This window comes from Sphingomonas koreensis (assembly GCF_002797435.1).
Lineage (GTDB): Bacteria > Pseudomonadota > Alphaproteobacteria > Sphingomonadales > Sphingomonadaceae > Sphingomonas > Sphingomonas koreensis.
Map to the genome: position 1 here is coordinate 4,169,004 of NZ_PGEN01000001.1, position 16,190 is coordinate 4,185,193.

Below are 16,190 nucleotides of genomic sequence, written 5' to 3' on the forward strand. Positions count from 1 at the left end.
ACGCCGATCTCGCGTGAAGGGTGCAGGCGGAATCGGTCAGCCGTTGCTGTCCCGCCGTGGCTTGCCGACGCCGACGAACGTGAAGCCGGCGCGTTCGGCCTCGGCGGCGGGGTAGATGTTGCGCAGATCGATCAGCAGCGGCTGGTTGAGCAGTGATTTCATCCGATTGAGGTCGAGCGCACGGAATGCGTCCCACTCGGTCACGATCACCAGCGCGTCGGCGCCTTCCGCGGCCGCATAGGGGCTGGCGGAGAATTCGACGTCCTTGATGACCAGCCTGGCCTGTTCGACGCCCTCGGGGTCGAACGCCTTCACGGTCGCGCCAGCATCCTGCAGCGTCTGGATGATCGCGATCGACGGTGCGTCGCGCATGTCGTCGGTGTTGGGCTTGAAGGTAAGTCCAAGAATTGCAACGGTTTTCCCGCGGACTTCGCCGCCCATCGCCTTGATGACTTTGCGGCCCATGGCGCGCTTGCGCTGGTCGTTGACCTGCACGGTCGCCTCGACGATGCGCAGCGGCGTCTCATGGTCGTCGGCGGTCTTGAGCAGCGCCAGCGTATCCTTGGGGAAGCACGAACCGCCATAGCCGGGCCCGGCGTTCAGGAACTTGCGGCCGATGCGGTTGTCCATGCCGATGCCGCGCGACACTTCCTGCACGTCGGCGCCGACCTGTTCGCACAGGTCCGCGATCTCGTTGATGAAAGTGATCTTGACCGCGAGGAACGCATTTGCGGCATATTTGATCAGCTCGGCGGTGCGGCGGCCGGTGAACATGACGGGCGCCGACTGGTTGAGCGACAGCGGGCGGTAGATGCCGCGCATCACCTCGCTGGCGCCCTCGTCCTCGCTGCCCACCACGACGCGGTCCGGCCGCTTGAAATCCTCGATCGCCGCGCCCTCGCGCAGGAATTCCGGATTGGAGACGACCTTGATGCACTTGTCCGGCGCGATCCGGGCGACGATCCGCTCGACCTCGTCGCCGGTGCCGACCGGGACGGTGGACTTGGTGACGATTACCGCCGGGCCATCGAGTGCGGCGACGATCTCCTCGGCGGCGGCGAAGACATAGGAAAGGTCGGCATGACCGTCCCCGCGGCGGCTGGGGGTGCCGACCGCGATGAACACCGCGTCCGCGCCCTTCACGCCTTCGGCAAGGTTGGTGGTGAACGACAGGCGTCCCGCCTGCACGTTCGACGCGACCAACTCGGCCAGGCCGGGCTCATAGATCGGCATGACATTCTGGTGCAGCAGTTCGATCTTGCGCGCGTCCTTGTCCACGCAAACCACATCGTGCCCGAAATCCGAGAAGCAGGCCCCCGAAACGAGGCCCACATAGCCGGTACCAATCATCGCAATACGCACGCCAAGACCTTTCGTTGAACGTCAGCGTGCTCTTAGCGCAACAGGGTGGGACGGCAAGGGGCGGCTGCCGATGCGGTGTCCACCAACGATGCGCTGCGGACGCAAAAAAAGCGCGGTCCGGAGGGGTACGCGCGCTGCCGTTACCAATGTCATGAACGGGAAGAGAGCCCGGACGGGTCGAGAGCCGCGGACCGTCCGTGGCACCGCCCATCCGGGCTTTCCGGAATTACCAGGGGCGAAGCGACTCGCCGTAGGTTTCCCGAAACAGGAAATCGAACATTCATTTTCTCCCATGTGCGCAATTACGCGCACGGGCGAATGCTTAATTGAATTTTAACTTTAAATCAAGATTTACTGATAGCGGTGGACAGGGGCGCCACCGCACGGCGTGCGTTTCGTCCTTAAGAGTTCCTTCAAGAGTGGGAGTTATTCGCGGATCTGATGTCCGAGCGTGTCGAACCCGCCGAAGTCACGAATCCGCCCTTGCTGGCGGATGACGCCGTGTCGTCCGGCCTTCCGGCGCGGCTCGACATGCCGATGCCCATGGTGCTTTCCCGCAAGCGTGGCGCGGTTGTCCGCAGAGACGGCGACGCCGGCCCGGCAACCGGCCTGTGGCGCGCGCTATCGCTCTGCGAAATCTCGAATTTTCAATCGCTTCGCCGGCATCTTGGCCGGCCCCGCGCGGACACGCTGGTGCGCGACCTGGCCGACCATATCGGCCGGCTCGAACCCGATGTCCGGCTTGCCGCGGCCGGCCGCTCGCTGCTCGAAATGTCGTTCGAAGCCGACTCGGCCGAATCCGCGACCGGGGTGATCGAGCGACTGGCGCGCGAATTCACTCGCACCGTCGATCTCGACGGCGAACGGCACGTGATTCAGCTCCGCTGGGGCATTGCGGTGGCGCCCGCGATCGAGGACGACGAGGTGCGTCTGACCGAGGCCGCGGAATCGGCGCTTGCGCAGGCACGCGCAGAATCGCGCATCGTGACGCTCGACCTGTCGCAGACCGACATCGCCTTCGACCGGCTGGCGCTGATCCGCGAACTGCCGCGCGCGATCAGCTCCGGGCAATTGTTCCTGCAATATCAGCCCAAGGTTCATGTCCGGAAGGAAGCCGTGACCGGTGCCGAGGCGCTGGTGCGCTGGCGGCATCCGGTGCGCGGGCTGATCCTGCCCGGCGACTTCATTTCCGCCGCTGAAGAGGGGGGCGAGATCGCCGGCCTCACGCTGTGGACGCTGCGCCAGGTGATCGCCGATCAGCAGGTATTGGCCGCGCATGGCCATGACATGCCCGTGTTCATCAACATTTCGGGCGTGCTCCTGGCCGATGCCGCGTTCGTGACCGAGGCGTGCCGGATCATCCGCGAGACCGGCGCGAAGATCGGGTTCGAGATCACCGAGACGGCGGTGATCCGCGATCCGGACAGCGCGATCCGCCACCTCCAGTCCTTCTCGGAAATCGGCATCCCGCTCGCCATCGACGACTATGGCGCGGGGCTTTCGTCGCTCGCCTATCTCAAGCAGTTGCCAGCGACCGAACTCAAGATCGACAAGATGTTCGTGATGCAGCTGACCAGCAGCAATCGCGATCCGCTGATCGTCCGCTCGACCATCGACCTTGCGCACGCACTGGAGATGGAAGTGACGGCGGAAGGTGTGGAGACGCCGGCCGCGCTGGCGCTGTTGAGCGTGATGGGCTGCGACATGGTTCAGGGCTTCCTGATCAGCCGCCCGGTCGCGCTTGACGCCTTTATCCGCTTCCTCGACGAGGAAGGGCACAAGGCGGCGTCGGCGATCCGGCCCACCTTCGCGCGGCCCGAGGGCTTCTGGCGCAAGAGCGGCTGATGCGCCGGCTCCTTCCCATCGTTGCGGCGATTACGCTGGGGCTATCGGCTCCGGCACTTGCGCAACAGAGTGCCGCGGAAACTCTGATCGACCGCGCCAAGGCTGCGATGATCACGCAGCCTGGCGAGGCGCTCAAACTGGCGGGCGAGGCCGAACGCCGCGCGGCCGTGATCACCGATCCGCGCGCAAAGGCGACGGCGATCGCGACTGCGCTGTGGTTGCAGAGCGAGGCTTCGATCCGCACACGCGATTCAAAGACGGCGGAGCCCCGCATCGCCCGCGCGCTGCAGCTGATCAGTCCCTATCCCGAGCCGAGCAAGCTGCGCGGCGATCTGCTGCTCGCGCGGGCCGGCGTCCAGCAGGACGAGATGCGCCCGGCCGAAGCGCTGGCATCGCTCCAGGAAGCGTTCAACATCTTCGGCGCGGTGGGCGAGAAGCGGAGCCAGTCGATCGCCCTTCAGACGATCGCGAACCTCTATACCGAGGCCAACGACTTCGCGAGCGCCGACAAATATTTCCGCCAGGCGTCTGAAATCTATGAGGGCGATCCGCGGCTGTTGTTGTTCCTCTACAATAATCGCGGCAACGTGCTCTTGCGGCTGGAACGCAATGCGGACGCGTCGGCGCAGTACCGGCGCGCGCTGGCGACGGCACGCAGCCTGGGAAGTGAAACCGTCCTGCCTCCGATCCTTGCCAATCTCGCACGCTCACTTATCTCGGAAGACAAGCTGGACGAGGCGGACGCGGTTCTCGACGAGGCAATGGAGATCGTGCGCCGCAACGACGGCAAGGGCCCCGAGGCGCAACTCCTGGCAATCTCGGCGGACGCGGCCTATCACCGCGGGCAATTGAACCGCGCCCGCTCGCTGATCGAGCGCAGTTTCGCCGGGGTCGACCTCTCGCAAACGTCGATCGCGTATCGCGACGCGCACCTGACTGCCTATAATATCTATCGCAAGCTCGGCGAAAGCGCACTGGCGTTGCCGCATCTTGAGCGCGTCCGCAAGCTTGGCGACGAGGCCGCTCAGCTCGCCACGTCGACGAACATCGCGCTGATGGCCGCGCGCTTCGACTATGCCAATCAGGAGCTGCGCATCGCGAACCTGAAGGCGGACGAAGCCCGGCGCGAAGCCGAATTCCAGCGCACCCTGCTGTTCGGGGTGGGCGGCGCGACGCTGATCATCATCACCTTGCTGAGCATCGGCCTGTTCACGATCCGCCGCAGCCGCAACCAGGTGCGCGCCGCGAACGTCGAACTGGGCGAGACCAACGTCGCGCTCGAAAAGGCATTGAAGGCCAAGACCGAGTTCCTCGCGACGACCAGCCACGAGATCCGCACCCCGCTCAACGGGATTCTCGGCATGACCCAGATCATGCTGCGCGACCCGACGGTGCCGGCGCAGACGCGCGACCGGCTGGGCATCGTGCACGGCGCGGGCATGACGATGCGGGCGCTGGTCGACGACATTCTCGACGTGGCGAAGATGGAGACCGGCAATCTGACGGTCGAGCTGGCCGCCGCCGATCTGCACGCGATGCTGCGCGATGTGACGCGGATGTGGGAAGAGCAGGCACGCGGCAAGGGGCTCGACTTCAAGCTCGAGACCGAAGGCGCGCCGGCCTGGGTCGAAACCGATGCCGGACGGCTGCGGCAGATGCTGTTCAACCTGCTCTCCAACGCGCTCAAGTTCACCGAAAAGGGGACGGTTGCGGTCAAGGCTTTTGCCACGGACGGGCGGCTGCGCATCGCGGTGTCCGACAGCGGCATCGGCATTCCTGCCGAGAAGCATGAGGAGATCTTCGAATCCTTCCGCCAGGTCGATGCGGGCACCACGCGCAAGTTCGGCGGGACCGGGCTGGGCCTTGCGATCGTGCGCAATCTCGCCCGGGCGCTCGACGGCGACGTTTCGGTCGCGAGCGTGGAAGGCGAGGGGACGACCTTCACCGTCGATCTGCCGCTGATCGAGGCTGCGGCGCCGGACGGCGCGGGCGCGGCCGGCGGGCCGGGCGAGCCGGTGATCGTGCTCGACCGCAACCCGATCGCACGCGGCATGCTGCGCACCCTGCTCGAACCGCATTTCTCCTCAGTCCAGTTTGCGGCGACACCCGACGAGGCGCTGGCGATGCTGACCGGTTCGGGCCCGGCGCTGCTGCTCGGCGAAGAGGCGACGCTCAAGGCGGCGGGGGACGATGCGGTGGCGGTTCTGGCCAGCCTCGCCAAGGCCGTAAAGGAAAAGGGCGGACGGAGCGCGGTGCTCTGGGTCAAGCCGGACGAAGCGATGCTCGCGGCGCTGGCGGAAGCAGGTGCGGATACCGTCGTCGCCAAGCCCGTCGCGGGGGCGGCGCTGGTCGAAGCGCTGGTGGCCGGGCGCCCACAGAATTCTGGGCAATCCACCGCATCCCGACTTGTGTCGCAAGCGGCTTAAGACGATAGCACACATATGATATCCTCACCTCGCGACGGCAACGAGATGGGCATGGCCCGCACATGAATATCCTGTTTATCGAAGACGATCCCATGAACCGCCGTGTCGTTCGCGACATGCTTGACGTGGCCGGCGCGTCGATGGCCGAGGCGGAGCATGCCGAAGAGGGGTTGCGGCGTATCGGTGCCGAGGATTTCGATGTCGTGCTGGTCGATCTGCGGATGCCGGGGATGGACGGGATCGAGGCGATCGAACGCATCCGGGCGCGCGACGACGCCAAGGCCGAACTGCCGATTATCGTCGTCACCGCCGATACCGCGATCGACCTGCGCGAACGCTGCCTGACCGCGGGGGCGGACGAGGTGCTGTTCAAGCCGGTGGCGATGGACGCGCTGTTCGACACGATCGGCCGCGTGCTCGCGCTGCGCAGCGGCGGCGACGGGATGCTGCTTTAGACGTTTGCGCCGCTCACGCGGCGAGCAGCACCGGCCCGCTCCCCCACCCGGCCACCCACAGCCTATTCTGGATGGGTGGCCGGGTGGGGGAGCGGGCCGGTGCCGTCCTACCCCAATCAATAGGTCTTGATCGGCAGGTTGATCCAGGGGAACTCCCTGAACCATTTGGTGATGATGTACTTGGTGCCCTTCACCACCGGGCTGCCCTCGTGCAGCGTGCCGGGATTGGGCGAACCGTCGGGCTTCATGTTGTTCCAGGCGAGCAGCAGCCCGCGCTTGGGCGTCACGCGGATCCCGGCCTGGGGGAACCAGGTCGCGCCGCCTTCCTCGACGTCGTTGAGGTAGATCATCGTCGTCCAGGTACGCTGGCCGCCCGACGCCTTCATCGCGGTCCAATATTCCTGATTCTCGCTGAACCAGTCATAGTGCGGGCGGAATTGCTGGCCGGGGGCATAGCGCTGGCCCTGCATCGTCTCGCCATGTTCTGGAGGGACGCCCAGCAGGTTCGCCATCCGCTCGTCCAGCGGGCGTACATCGGGCGACCAGCGGTCGAGGTCGCAGCTTTCGCTGGTGCGGAATTCGGGGTCTTCCGAAGCCGCGAGCAGCGTCGAGGGACGGCGATTGGCGTCGATCAGCCGTATCAGCGTGTCGCACTCGGCATCGTTCAGAAAGCCGGGATAATAGTAGATCTGGGCGGCATCGATCTTGGCCTTGCGGATTGCCGGATTGGCCTCGAGCCGGGTCGTGACCTGCTGCCCGGCGCGCGCGCGGGTCATCGAGGCGCCGCCCTGTTTGGGTTTGGGTTTGGCGAAGATGCTCATGGCGGCCAACTTGCCGAGGGCGCCGTGAAACGCAAGAGGCCCGGCCGTTGCCGGCCGGGCCTCCGCGTGACGATCGGCGATCGCCCTACCAGAAGATGTCGTATTCGACGTCCACGACCTGGCCGGTATGGATATCCACCAGCAGCGCATCGTTATAGTAACGCACCCAGCGATACGGCCCATAGGCCGGCGGCAGGCGATAGTAGAACGGATCGTTGATCCAGTAGTTCGACGAGAACAGCATCGATCCCAGCGTCAGCCCGATCGAGAAGCGCTGATAGCCGTAATTGTAGCCGCGCGGGGCGTAGTAGCGCGGCAGGCGGTAGATGTTGCGGTTGCGGTTGCGATAGTCGCCCCAGTTGTAACGGCGATCCTGGCGCCAGCCGCGGTTCCAGTTGCGGTTGTCGCCCCGGTCGCGATTCCAGTCGCGATCCCGATTCCAGTCGCGGCGATTGTCGTCGCGGCGGTCACGGTTCCAGTCGCGGCGATCGTCCCGGCGGTCGTTGCGCCAGTCCCGGCGGTCGTCGTTGCGGTCCTGTCGCCAGTCGCGGCGGTCGTCCCGCCGGTCGTTACGCCAGTCCCGGCGGTCGTCGCGGCGATCCTGACGCCAGTCGCGGCGATCCTGCTGCGGCTGCGGCGTCACGCCCTGGGGTTGTGCGGGGCGCTGGAATTGCGGCCGCTCGGGCCGTTCGGGGCGTTGGAACTGAGGCCGATCGGGGCGCTCGGGCCGCTGGAACTGCGGCTGCTGCGCACGCTGCTGTTCGCGCTGGGCGCGGAATTGCTCACGCTGCGCGCGGAACTGTTCGCGCTGTTGCTGCCGCGCTTCGCCGCCGCCGTCACGGCCGCGCCACTGGCCACGCTCCTGCGCGACCGCCATGGTGGGGGTCAGGATGGTCGCACCGATCAGCGCGGCCAGAACAAACTTTTTCATCTCGGTCCTCCGCTCCGGCAGAGCGCCGGCGTTCAGAATAACCCGCTAATGCACCGAGTCGGCTGACACGCGTCTGAATTGCGCTGACAGCATTGCGAAAGGATTCAGGCTTCGGGCTCGATCGCGGTCTGCTGATCGTCGGGCTCCCCCGCGCTGCTGTCGTCTTCGCCGCGGGCAAGCCGGGCCGCACGCCCCACGGCTTCGATCAGGCGGGGATAGACGCCGCAGCGGCAGAGGTTGGTGATCGCCGCGGCGATCTCCTCGTCCGAGGGGTTGCGGTTCTTCCGCAGCAGCACCGACGCGGCCATGACCATGCCGGGGATGCAATAGCCGCACTGGCCGACATTGGCGGCGAGGAAGGCGCGCTGCACCGGATGCGCGCGATTCTCCGCCAGCCCTTCGATCGTGGTGACGAAGCTCCCCTCGATCGCCCCGATCGTGACCTGGCACGATCGCACCGCGGCACCATCGATATCGACCGTGCATGCGCCGCAATCGCCCGTGCCGCAGCCATATTTGGTGCCGGTCAGGTTCGATGCATCGCGCAGCGCCCAGAGCAGCGGCGTCCGCGCATCGAGCTTGTATTCGACGGGCTGGTTGTTGACGGTGAACCGGGTCATGCGGGGCGCACCCTAGCGGATGCCGCACGAAACCCAAGCCCGGACGGTCGAATCCCTTCAGCGGGGCAGAAGCAATGCCTGCATGCGCTTCAGCGACGCTGGAACAGGGGGCAGTCGAGCGCGGGGGCCGCCTCGAGCAGTCGCGACGCGGATCCGCCCCTCGCCAGGAAGGCCGCGCCCTGCATCCGCCGCCGTTCCCGTACGATCGCGCCGGAGCGAGGCGGTCACGTTTCGCTCCCCAGGATCACGCAGTCGCGGGTGATCGTGGCGGGCGGGAGCGGCACGAGCGTTCAGCTCCGTGCTTGCAGCAGCGCGCTGCGCAGGCAGGTGCACACCGTCTCGTCGCGCTGGTTGAGCATGACATGGCGGAAGGTGACGATGCCCTGGCCGGGGCGGGACTTGGAGGGGCGCAGTTCGACTACTTCGGTCTCGGCGCGCAGCGTGTCGCCGATGAAGACCGGCTTGGGCATCCGCACCTCGTCATAGCCGAGGTTCGCGACCAGCGTGCCGAGCGTGGTGTCGCCGACGGAGATGCCGATCAGCAGTGCGAAGGTGAAGGTGCCGTTGACGACGATCCGGCCGAACTCGGTTGCGCCGGCATAGTCGGCGTCGAGGTGCAGCGGCTGCGGATTGTGGGTGAGGGTAGAGACGAGCAGATTGTCGGTCTCGGTCACCGTACGGCGCAGGTCGTGCACGATCCTGTCGCCCACCCGCCACTCGTCGAAATAGCGCCCGGCCATGTCCTGCTCTCCCTTGATTTGCGCTTCACATAGCGCCGCTTCGCCGCCTGTCAGCCCCCGAATTGGGTGCGCAGCGCATCCGTGAGGGGGGCCGCCGCCTCGCGGATCGCCGCGGTGTCGTCACCCCAGGCCAGCGCCAGCGTGCGCGCGGCGCCGAAGCCGAGCAGCGCCGGGCTCGCGACGCCGGGATGGCGATGCGACTGGGGAATTACCGTCGCACCGAGCCCCGCCGCCACCATCTCCAGCGCGCGGTCGTCATTGGTGGTACGCAGCGCGAAGAAGGGGCGGATACCGCGCCGGGTGAAATAGCGGCTGGTCTCCGACAGCGCCTCGCAATTGCGCCGGACGATCATCGTTTCGCCTGCCAGCGCCTCGCCGGGCACCGCCGCCTCGCCGGCAAGTGGATGCGACGCGGTGAGCGCAAGGACGAACGCCTCGCTGCGCAGCGGCTCCATCTCCGCGCCCGGCTCGCGCTGCGTGGCGGTGAGCGCAAGATCGATCCGCCCGCGCGACAGATGCTGCGACAGCGCCGCCGCATTGCCCTCGACCAGCTCGACCGCAAGCTCGGGCGCCGCGCGCGCTGCCAATGCTGCGAAGGCGGCCAGCTCCGCGCTGGCGATCGTGTTGAGCACGCCCAGCCGCAGCGTGCCACCGGACGCGACGCCGTCGATCGACGCCTGGGCCAGATTGAACTCGCGTTCGATCCGTCGTGCATGCACCGCGAAGCGCGCGCCCGCCTCGGTCAGCTCGACGCGCTGGCTGTTGCGCCGGAACAGCTTGGCGCCGGCCTCGCGCTCCAGCTTGGCGATGCCGGCCGAGAGGGTGGGCTGGGACACATTGACCTGAGCGGCGGCCGCGGTGAACGTCCCGCTATCGATGACGGCGAGGAAATAGCGCAGCAGATAGCGGTCGATCATAGATGTCATCTATGCTGTTGCGCGCCGCCTTTCAATTTTTCTCCGGCGCATTCCATCGCTAGAGTACGGCAAAAGTCCCAGGAGAGCCGAATGAGCCTGCCCCAGATGGATTTCGCGCTGAGCGAGACCGCGGAGATGATCCGCGACACCACCCAGCGTTTCGCGAAGGAGCGGATCGAGCCGCTCGCCGCGAAGATCGACGCCGAGGACTGGTTCCCCCGCGACGAGCTGTGGACCGCGATGGGCGAGCTCGGCCTGCACGGCATCACCGTCGATGAGGAATTCGGCGGCCTGGGCCTCGGCTATCTCGAACATGTCATCGCGTGCGAGGAAGTCAGCCGTGCCTCGGCCTCGATCGGCCTCAGCTACGGCGCGCACTCCAATCTCTGCGTCAACCAGATCAGCCGCTGGGCCAGCCCCGCGCAGAAGGCGAAATACCTGCCCAGGCTGATCAGCGGCGAGCATGTCGGCAGCCTCGCCATGTCCGAAGCAGGCGCCGGGTCGGACGTCGTCAGCATGAAGCTGCGCGCCGAGCACAAGGGCGACCGCTACGTCCTCAACGGCACCAAGTTCTGGATCACCAACGCGGCCTATGCCGATACGCTGGTGGTCTATGCCAAGACCGGCGAAGGCTCGCGCGGCATCACCACCTTCCTGATCGAGAAGGACATGCCCGGCTTCAGCATCGGGCAGAAGATCGACAAGATGGGCATGCGCGGCTCGCCCACCGCGGAGCTGGTGTTCGACGATTGCGAAGTGCCCGAGGAGAACGTCATGGGCCCGCTCAACGGCGGCGTCGGCGTGCTCATGTCCGGCCTCGATTACGAGCGCACCGTGCTCGCCGGCATCCAGCTCGGCATCATGCAGGCCTGCCTCGACGTGGTCCTGCCGTACCTGCGCGAGCGCAAGCAGTTCGGCCAGGCGATCGGCAGCTTCCAGCTGATGCAGGCCAAGGTCGCCGACATGTATGTCGCGCTCAATTCGGCGCGCGCCTATGTCTATGCCGTCGCCCAGGCGTGCGACGCGGGCAAGACTACGCGCTTCGACGCCGCGGGCGCGATCCTGCTCGCCAGCGAGAATGCCTTCAGGGTCGCCGGCGAGGCGGTTCAGGCGCTGGGCGGCGCGGGCTATACCAAGGACTGGCCGGTCGAGCGCTTCCTGCGCGACGCCAAGCTGCTCGACATCGGGGCGGGGACCAACGAGATCCGCCGCATGCTGATCGGCCGCGAGCTGATCGGTGCCGCGTGATCTGGCTCTGGGCCTCGGCGGCGCTGATGCTCGCGACCGGGATCACCCATTCGATCCTGGGTGAGGCGAAGCTGATCGGTCCGATGCTGCGCGCCCGTCATGGGGTGCTGGCCGGCGGCTTTGCGCGCACGATCATCCGCTATGCCTGGCACGTCACCAGCGTGCTGATGGCGGCCACGGCGATCGCCGTCGTCTGGCCCGGCACGCCCGCCGCACTGATCCGCGCGATCGGCGCGATCTGGCTCGGGCTCGGCCTGGTCAGCCTCGTCTGGACCCGCGGCAAGCATGTCGGCTGGCCGGTGCTGAGCGGTGCCGGCATCTGCGCGCTGATCGGCGCGGCGTGAGCTACTTCCCCACGAACAGGAAGGCGACGCCGCCCATGATGCAGACGAACGCTGCGGCATGGCGCCAGTGCAGCGCTTCGCCCAGCACCGTGACCATGAAGACCCCGAACACGATCAGCGCGATCGCCTCCTGCGCGATCTTGAGCTGGCCGGGCGTCCAGCCTGCCAGAAACCCGACGCGGTTCGCGGGTACTGCAAAGCAATATTCGGCTCCGGCGATTGCCCAGGAGATCAGGATGACGGTCATGAGGGGCTTGTCGAGGCCCGCTTTCCCCAAATGCCAGTACCAGGCGATGGTCATGAGGACGTTGGAAATAATGAGCAGCAGGATGGTCGTCATGAAGTCCCCCTTCGCGCCGCTGTGCGCCGCCCGCGCGGAGTGCGCAAGATGAGCGGTCCCGTCCTCAGATCCGCGCTCTCCCCTGAGGATGAGGGCTTCCGCACCAATGCTGCGCACAATCGCGCGCTGGCGGAGAAGCTTCATGCCGATGTGGCGCAGGCCGCGCTCGGCGGCAACGAGAAGAGCCGCGAGCGCCACACCTCACGCGGCAAGCTGCTCCCCCGCGAGCGCGTCGAGCGGCTGCTCGACCCCGGCTCGCCGTTCCTCGAGATCGGCCAGCTCGCCGCATGTGACATGTACGAAGGCGAAGTGCCCGGCGCGGGCATGATCGCCGGCATCGGCCGCGTCTCGGGCCGCCAGTGCATGATCGTGTGCAACGACGCGACGGTGAAGGGCGGCACCTACTACCCGATGACCGTCAAGAAGCACCTGCGCGCCCAGGAGATCGCGGAGGCCAACCGGCTGCCCTGCATCTACCTCGTCGACAGCGGCGGCGCGAACCTGCCGCATCAGGCAGAGGTGTTTCCCGACAAGGAGCATTTCGGCCGCATCTTCTTCAACCAGGCGAACATGTCCGCCAAGGGCATCCCGCAGATCGCCTGCGTGATGGGCAGCTGCACCGCCGGCGGCGCCTATGTCCCGGCGATGTCGGACGAGAGCGTGATCGTGCGCAATCAGGGCACGATCTTCCTCGCCGGCCCGCCGCTGGTGAAGGCGGCGACGGGCGAGGAGATCAGCGCCGAGGATCTCGGCGGTGGCGACCTGCACGGCCGCAAGTCGGGCGTGGTCGATCATGTTGCGGAGAATGACGAGCATGCGCTGACCATCGTCCGCGACATCGTCAGCCATCTCCCGCGCGATCGCACGCCCGACGTCGCGATCCTCGATCCGCGCCCGCCCAAATTCGACGCCGAGGAGCTCTACGGCATCGTCCCCACCGATGTCCGCGCGCCCTACGACGTCCACGAAGTCATCGCCCGCATCGTCGACGGCTCCGAGTTCCACGAGTTCAAGGCGCCCTACGGCTCGACCCTCGTCTGCGGCTTCGCGCATATCTGGGGCATGCCGGTCGCGATCCTCGCCAATAACGGCGTGCTGTTCAGTGAGAGCGCGGTCAAGGGCGCGCACTTCATCGAGCTGGCCTGCCAGCGCCGCATCCCGTTGCTGTTCCTCCAGAACATCTCGGGCTTCATGGTCGGCGGCAAGTACGAGGCGGAGGGGATCGCCAAGCACGGCGCCAAGCTCGTCACCGCCGTCGCCACCGCCAGCGTGCCCAAGATCACCGTGCTGATCGGCGGCAGCTTCGGCGCGGGCAATTACGGCATGTGCGGCCGCGCCTACTCGCCCCGCTTCCTGTTCAGCTGGCCCAACAGCCGCATCAGCGTGATGGGCGGCGAACAGGCCGCATCGGTGCTCGCCACCGTCCATCGCGACGCCGACAGCTGGACGCCCGAGCAGGCCGAGACCTTCAAGGCCCCGATCCGCCAGAAGTACGAGGACGAGGGTAACCCCTGGCACGCGACGGCACGCCTGTGGGACGACGGCATCATCGACCCCGCCCAGACCCGCGACGTCCTCGGGCTGGCGTTCGCGGCAACGCTGAATGCGCCGGTGGAGGAGGGGACACGCTTCGGCGTGTTCCGGATGTGATGACAGTTTATGAATTCAATCCGAATAAGTTGCCGGACGATTACCTCAGAGCAATTGGCCTTGTTATTTCTTGCGCCTCTCAGACCGAAGAGATCATGAGAAGCTTTCTTGGGGCGTTACTCGGTGCGGATATCATCGAGACGATCGCCTTGGGCACTCATATGTCCCTGCCCATGAAAGACGACATCATTCGTGCTGTGGTCGAACTAAATGCACCCAGCGCTAGCGCTGTCGATGAAGTCGACGATATTCTAGACAATATTAGAGCTGCAATGCAGCTTCGGAATGAGGTGGCTCACAACGCATTCGCCATCCATCCCGATAGCGGTGAAATTTATAGTTTGCGGGAAAAAGCCCGCGGTAGCCTCCAGGCCGAAATCAAGCCGGTGAAAGTCGAAGAGCTGCTCGCCGTTGCTGATCAGGTCTATGGCGCCGGAATGGCCTTGCAAGAATACATGATCAAGAGTGGCGTTGGTCCTCGCATGAGAGAAAAGCAGCTTCGTGAGCCGCTCAATCGCAGGAAAAAGGCCCGAGAACAACGGCGAGCCGACTTCGGCGACCGGTATTGAGGAATACTGTATGATCAACTCCCTCCTCATCGCCAATCGCGGCGAGATCGCCTGCCGCATCATCCGCACCGCGCGGAAGCTCGGCATCCGCACCGTCGCGGTCTATTCGGACGCCGACGCGCACGCCCTCCACGTCCGGGAGGCCGATCAGGCGGTGCATATCGGCGGCTCGCAGGCGCGCGAATCCTATCTTGTCGGCGAGCGGGTCATCGCCGCCGCGAAGGAGACCGGCGCCGAGGCGATCCACCCCGGCTACGGCTTCCTCTCGGAGAATGCGGACTTCGCCGAGGCGGTGGTCGCCGCCGGCCTGATCTGGGTCGGGCCCAACCCCGACAGCATCCGCGCCATGGGCCTCAAGGATGCCGCCAAGAAGCTGATGCAGGACGCCCGCGTCCCCGTCACCCCCGGCTATCTCGGCGAGGACCAGTCGCTCGACCGTCTCCAGCGTGAGGCCGACAAGATCGGCTACCCCGTTCTGATCAAGGCGGTCGCGGGCGGCGGGGGCAAGGGGATGCGGCGCGTCGACGTGGCCGAGGATTTCGCCGACGCGCTTGCCAGCTGCCAGCGCGAGGCCGCCTCGTCGTTCGGCGACGATCGCGTGCTGATCGAGAAGTATATCCTCGCCCCGCGCCATATCGAGGTGCAGGTGTTCGGCGACAGCCACGGCAACATCGTCCATCTGTTCGAGCGCGACTGCTCGATGCAGCGCCGCCACCAGAAGGTGATCGAGGAAGCCCCCGCGCCGGGCATGGACAAGTCGGCGCGCTTTGCGGTGTGCGAAGCGGCGGTCAAGGCCGCGCGCGCGGTCAACTATGTCGGCGCGGGGACGATCGAGTTCATCGCCGATGCGTCGCAGGGCCTGCACGCCGACCGGATCTGGTTCATGGAGATGAACACGCGGCTTCAGGTCGAGCATCCGGTGACGGAGGCGATCACCGGCGTCGATCTCGTCGAATGGCAGCTCCGCGTCGCCAGCGGCGAACCGCTCCCGCTGCGGCAGGAAGAGATCGCGATCAGCGGCCATGCGATCGAGGCGCGGCTCTATGCCGAGGATCCCGCACGCGGCTTCCTGCCCAGCACCGGCAAGCTCGAGGTGCTCGACTTCCCGGTCAACGCGCGCGTCGATACCGGGGTCGAGGCGGGCTCGGTGATCTCGCCCTTCTACGATCCGATGATCGCCAAGCTGATCGTTCACAGCGATACGCGGGAGGAAGCGATCGCCTTGCTCCGCTCGGAGCTCAGCTACCTCACCGTCTGGCCGGTGCGCACCAATGCCGGCTTCCTGTTCCGCCTGCTCGGCGACGGCGATTTCGTCCGTGCGCAGCTCGATACCGGGCTGATCGAGCGCCGCGGCGAGGTGCTGACGATCGATCCGCTTCCGACCGCGGCCGATCTGACCCGTGCGACCTATTGGCTTGAAACGGACATCCCGTCCGACACCCTGTCGATGGCACACGGCCTCGAAGGCTTCCGCCTCAACCGCTCGCCGGTAACCCAGCGTGCGCTCGCCGTGAATGGTGAGCGGATTGTGTTCACCGCCGACCATGGCGACATCGCCTCGCATTTCTACGGCCATGAGCGCGACGGCGCGGCGCTGCTCGTCCATGGCGGCGCGACCTTCCGCGTCACCGCCGACCGCACCGACGGCGCCGCGGGCGCCGCGGCGGGAGACGGCTCGATCCTTGCCCCGATGCCGGGCCGCATCGTTTCGGTCGAGGTGGCGGAGGGGCAGGCGGTTATCGCCGGCCAGAAGCTGCTGGTGCTCGAAGCGATGAAGATGGAGCAGGCGCTCACCGCCCCGTTCGACGGCACGATCGAAACCCTCAACGCCGTCGCGGGCGCTCAGGTTCAGGTCGACGCGCTGCTGGTCAAGGTCGCGAAGGGGGAGTGAGGCCGCGCGGCGGCTCGTCCGCCGCGGGTGT

The 16,190-nt window shown here is 66.5% G+C and carries 15 protein-coding genes; 8 read left to right on the plus strand and 7 right to left on the minus strand.

Features of this window, described 5'->3' with window-relative positions:
- Nucleotides 1-36 precede the first annotated feature (36 nt).
- On the minus strand, nt 37-1,362 hold the full coding sequence (locus BDW16_RS19960; protein ID WP_066581512.1) for a UDP-glucose dehydrogenase family protein: 1,326 nt from the start codon (nt 1,360-1,362) through the stop codon (nt 37-39).
- A gap of 441 nt (nt 1,363-1,803) precedes the next feature.
- Here BDW16_RS19960 and BDW16_RS19965 point away from each other — a divergent pair, with 441 nt between their 5' ends.
- The 3 genes from BDW16_RS19965 (at nt 1,804) to BDW16_RS19975 (ending at nt 6,088) form a co-directional block, all read left to right on the plus strand.
- Nucleotides 1,804-3,207, plus strand: a complete 1,404-nt coding sequence (locus BDW16_RS19965) for an EAL domain-containing protein (protein WP_241230569.1) — start codon at nt 1,804-1,806, stop codon at nt 3,205-3,207.
- Nucleotides 3,207-5,633: an ATP-binding protein gene (locus BDW16_RS19970; protein WP_083954461.1), complete on the plus strand. Its 2,427-nt coding sequence runs from the start codon at nt 3,207-3,209 to the stop codon at nt 5,631-5,633. Before BDW16_RS19965 ends, BDW16_RS19970 begins: the two co-directional genes overlap by 1 nt.
- Nucleotides 5,634-5,695: 62 nt before the next feature.
- The gene (locus BDW16_RS19975; RefSeq protein WP_066581509.1) at nt 5,696-6,088 is read left to right on the plus strand and encodes a response regulator; all 393 of its coding nucleotides are present in this window, start codon (nt 5,696-5,698) and stop codon (nt 6,086-6,088) included.
- Nucleotides 6,089-6,204: 116 nt separating this feature from the next.
- On the opposite strand, the gene BDW16_RS19980 is transcribed toward BDW16_RS19975, so the two are convergent.
- From BDW16_RS19980 to BDW16_RS20000, 5 genes are all read right to left on the minus strand, one after another.
- Nucleotides 6,205-6,909 (minus strand): 2OG-Fe(II) oxygenase, encoded by a 705-nt coding sequence (locus tag BDW16_RS19980; RefSeq protein ID WP_066581506.1) that lies wholly within the window; start codon nt 6,907-6,909, stop codon nt 6,205-6,207.
- An 85-nt stretch (nt 6,910-6,994) separates the two neighbouring features.
- Nucleotides 6,995-7,840 (minus strand): RcnB family protein, encoded by an 846-nt coding sequence (locus tag BDW16_RS19985; protein ID WP_083954460.1) that lies wholly within the window; start codon nt 7,838-7,840, stop codon nt 6,995-6,997.
- A gap of 104 nt (nt 7,841-7,944) precedes the next feature.
- The gene (locus tag BDW16_RS19990) at nt 7,945-8,460 is read right to left on the minus strand and encodes a (2Fe-2S)-binding protein (protein ID WP_066581497.1); all 516 of its coding nucleotides are present in this window, start codon (nt 8,458-8,460) and stop codon (nt 7,945-7,947) included.
- Nucleotides 8,461-8,750: 290 nt separating this feature from the next.
- Complete coding sequence (locus tag BDW16_RS19995) at nt 8,751-9,200, minus strand: MaoC family dehydratase (protein WP_066581494.1); 450 nt, start codon at nt 9,198-9,200, stop codon at nt 8,751-8,753.
- Between the two features lie 50 nt (nt 9,201-9,250).
- On the minus strand, nt 9,251-10,117 hold the full coding sequence (locus tag BDW16_RS20000; protein ID WP_066581491.1) for a LysR family transcriptional regulator: 867 nt from the start codon (nt 10,115-10,117) through the stop codon (nt 9,251-9,253).
- Between the two features lie 90 nt (nt 10,118-10,207).
- On the opposite strand from BDW16_RS20000, the gene BDW16_RS20005 reads away from it, so the two are divergent.
- The gene (locus BDW16_RS20005) at nt 10,208-11,365 is read left to right on the plus strand and encodes an isovaleryl-CoA dehydrogenase (protein WP_066581488.1); all 1,158 of its coding nucleotides are present in this window, start codon (nt 10,208-10,210) and stop codon (nt 11,363-11,365) included.
- Nucleotides 11,362-11,709: a hypothetical protein gene (locus BDW16_RS20010; protein ID WP_066581485.1), complete on the plus strand. Its 348-nt coding sequence runs from the start codon at nt 11,362-11,364 to the stop codon at nt 11,707-11,709. The genes BDW16_RS20005 and BDW16_RS20010 overlap by 4 nt, the downstream gene beginning before the upstream one ends.
- Nucleotide 11,710: 1 nt before the next feature.
- Here BDW16_RS20010 and BDW16_RS20015 read toward each other — a convergent pair whose 3' ends face one another.
- Nucleotides 11,711-12,049 (minus strand): DMT family protein, encoded by a 339-nt coding sequence (locus BDW16_RS20015; protein ID WP_066581483.1) that lies wholly within the window; start codon nt 12,047-12,049, stop codon nt 11,711-11,713.
- Between the two features lie 48 nt (nt 12,050-12,097).
- On the opposite strand from BDW16_RS20015, the gene BDW16_RS20020 reads away from it, so the two are divergent.
- The 3 genes from BDW16_RS20020 to BDW16_RS20030 are packed head-to-tail and all read left to right on the plus strand — an operon-like array spanning nt 12,098 to nt 16,159.
- Nucleotides 12,098-13,699: a carboxyl transferase domain-containing protein gene (locus BDW16_RS20020; RefSeq protein WP_066581523.1), complete on the plus strand. Its 1,602-nt coding sequence runs from the start codon at nt 12,098-12,100 to the stop codon at nt 13,697-13,699.
- Nucleotides 13,699-14,268: a hypothetical protein gene (locus BDW16_RS20025; RefSeq protein WP_066581481.1), complete on the plus strand. Its 570-nt coding sequence runs from the start codon at nt 13,699-13,701 to the stop codon at nt 14,266-14,268. The genes BDW16_RS20020 and BDW16_RS20025 overlap by 1 nt, the downstream gene beginning before the upstream one ends.
- A gap of 10 nt (nt 14,269-14,278) precedes the next feature.
- Nucleotides 14,279-16,159 (plus strand): acetyl/propionyl/methylcrotonyl-CoA carboxylase subunit alpha, encoded by a 1,881-nt coding sequence (locus tag BDW16_RS20030; RefSeq protein WP_066581478.1) that lies wholly within the window; start codon nt 14,279-14,281, stop codon nt 16,157-16,159.
- Nucleotides 16,160-16,190 lie beyond the last annotated feature (31 nt).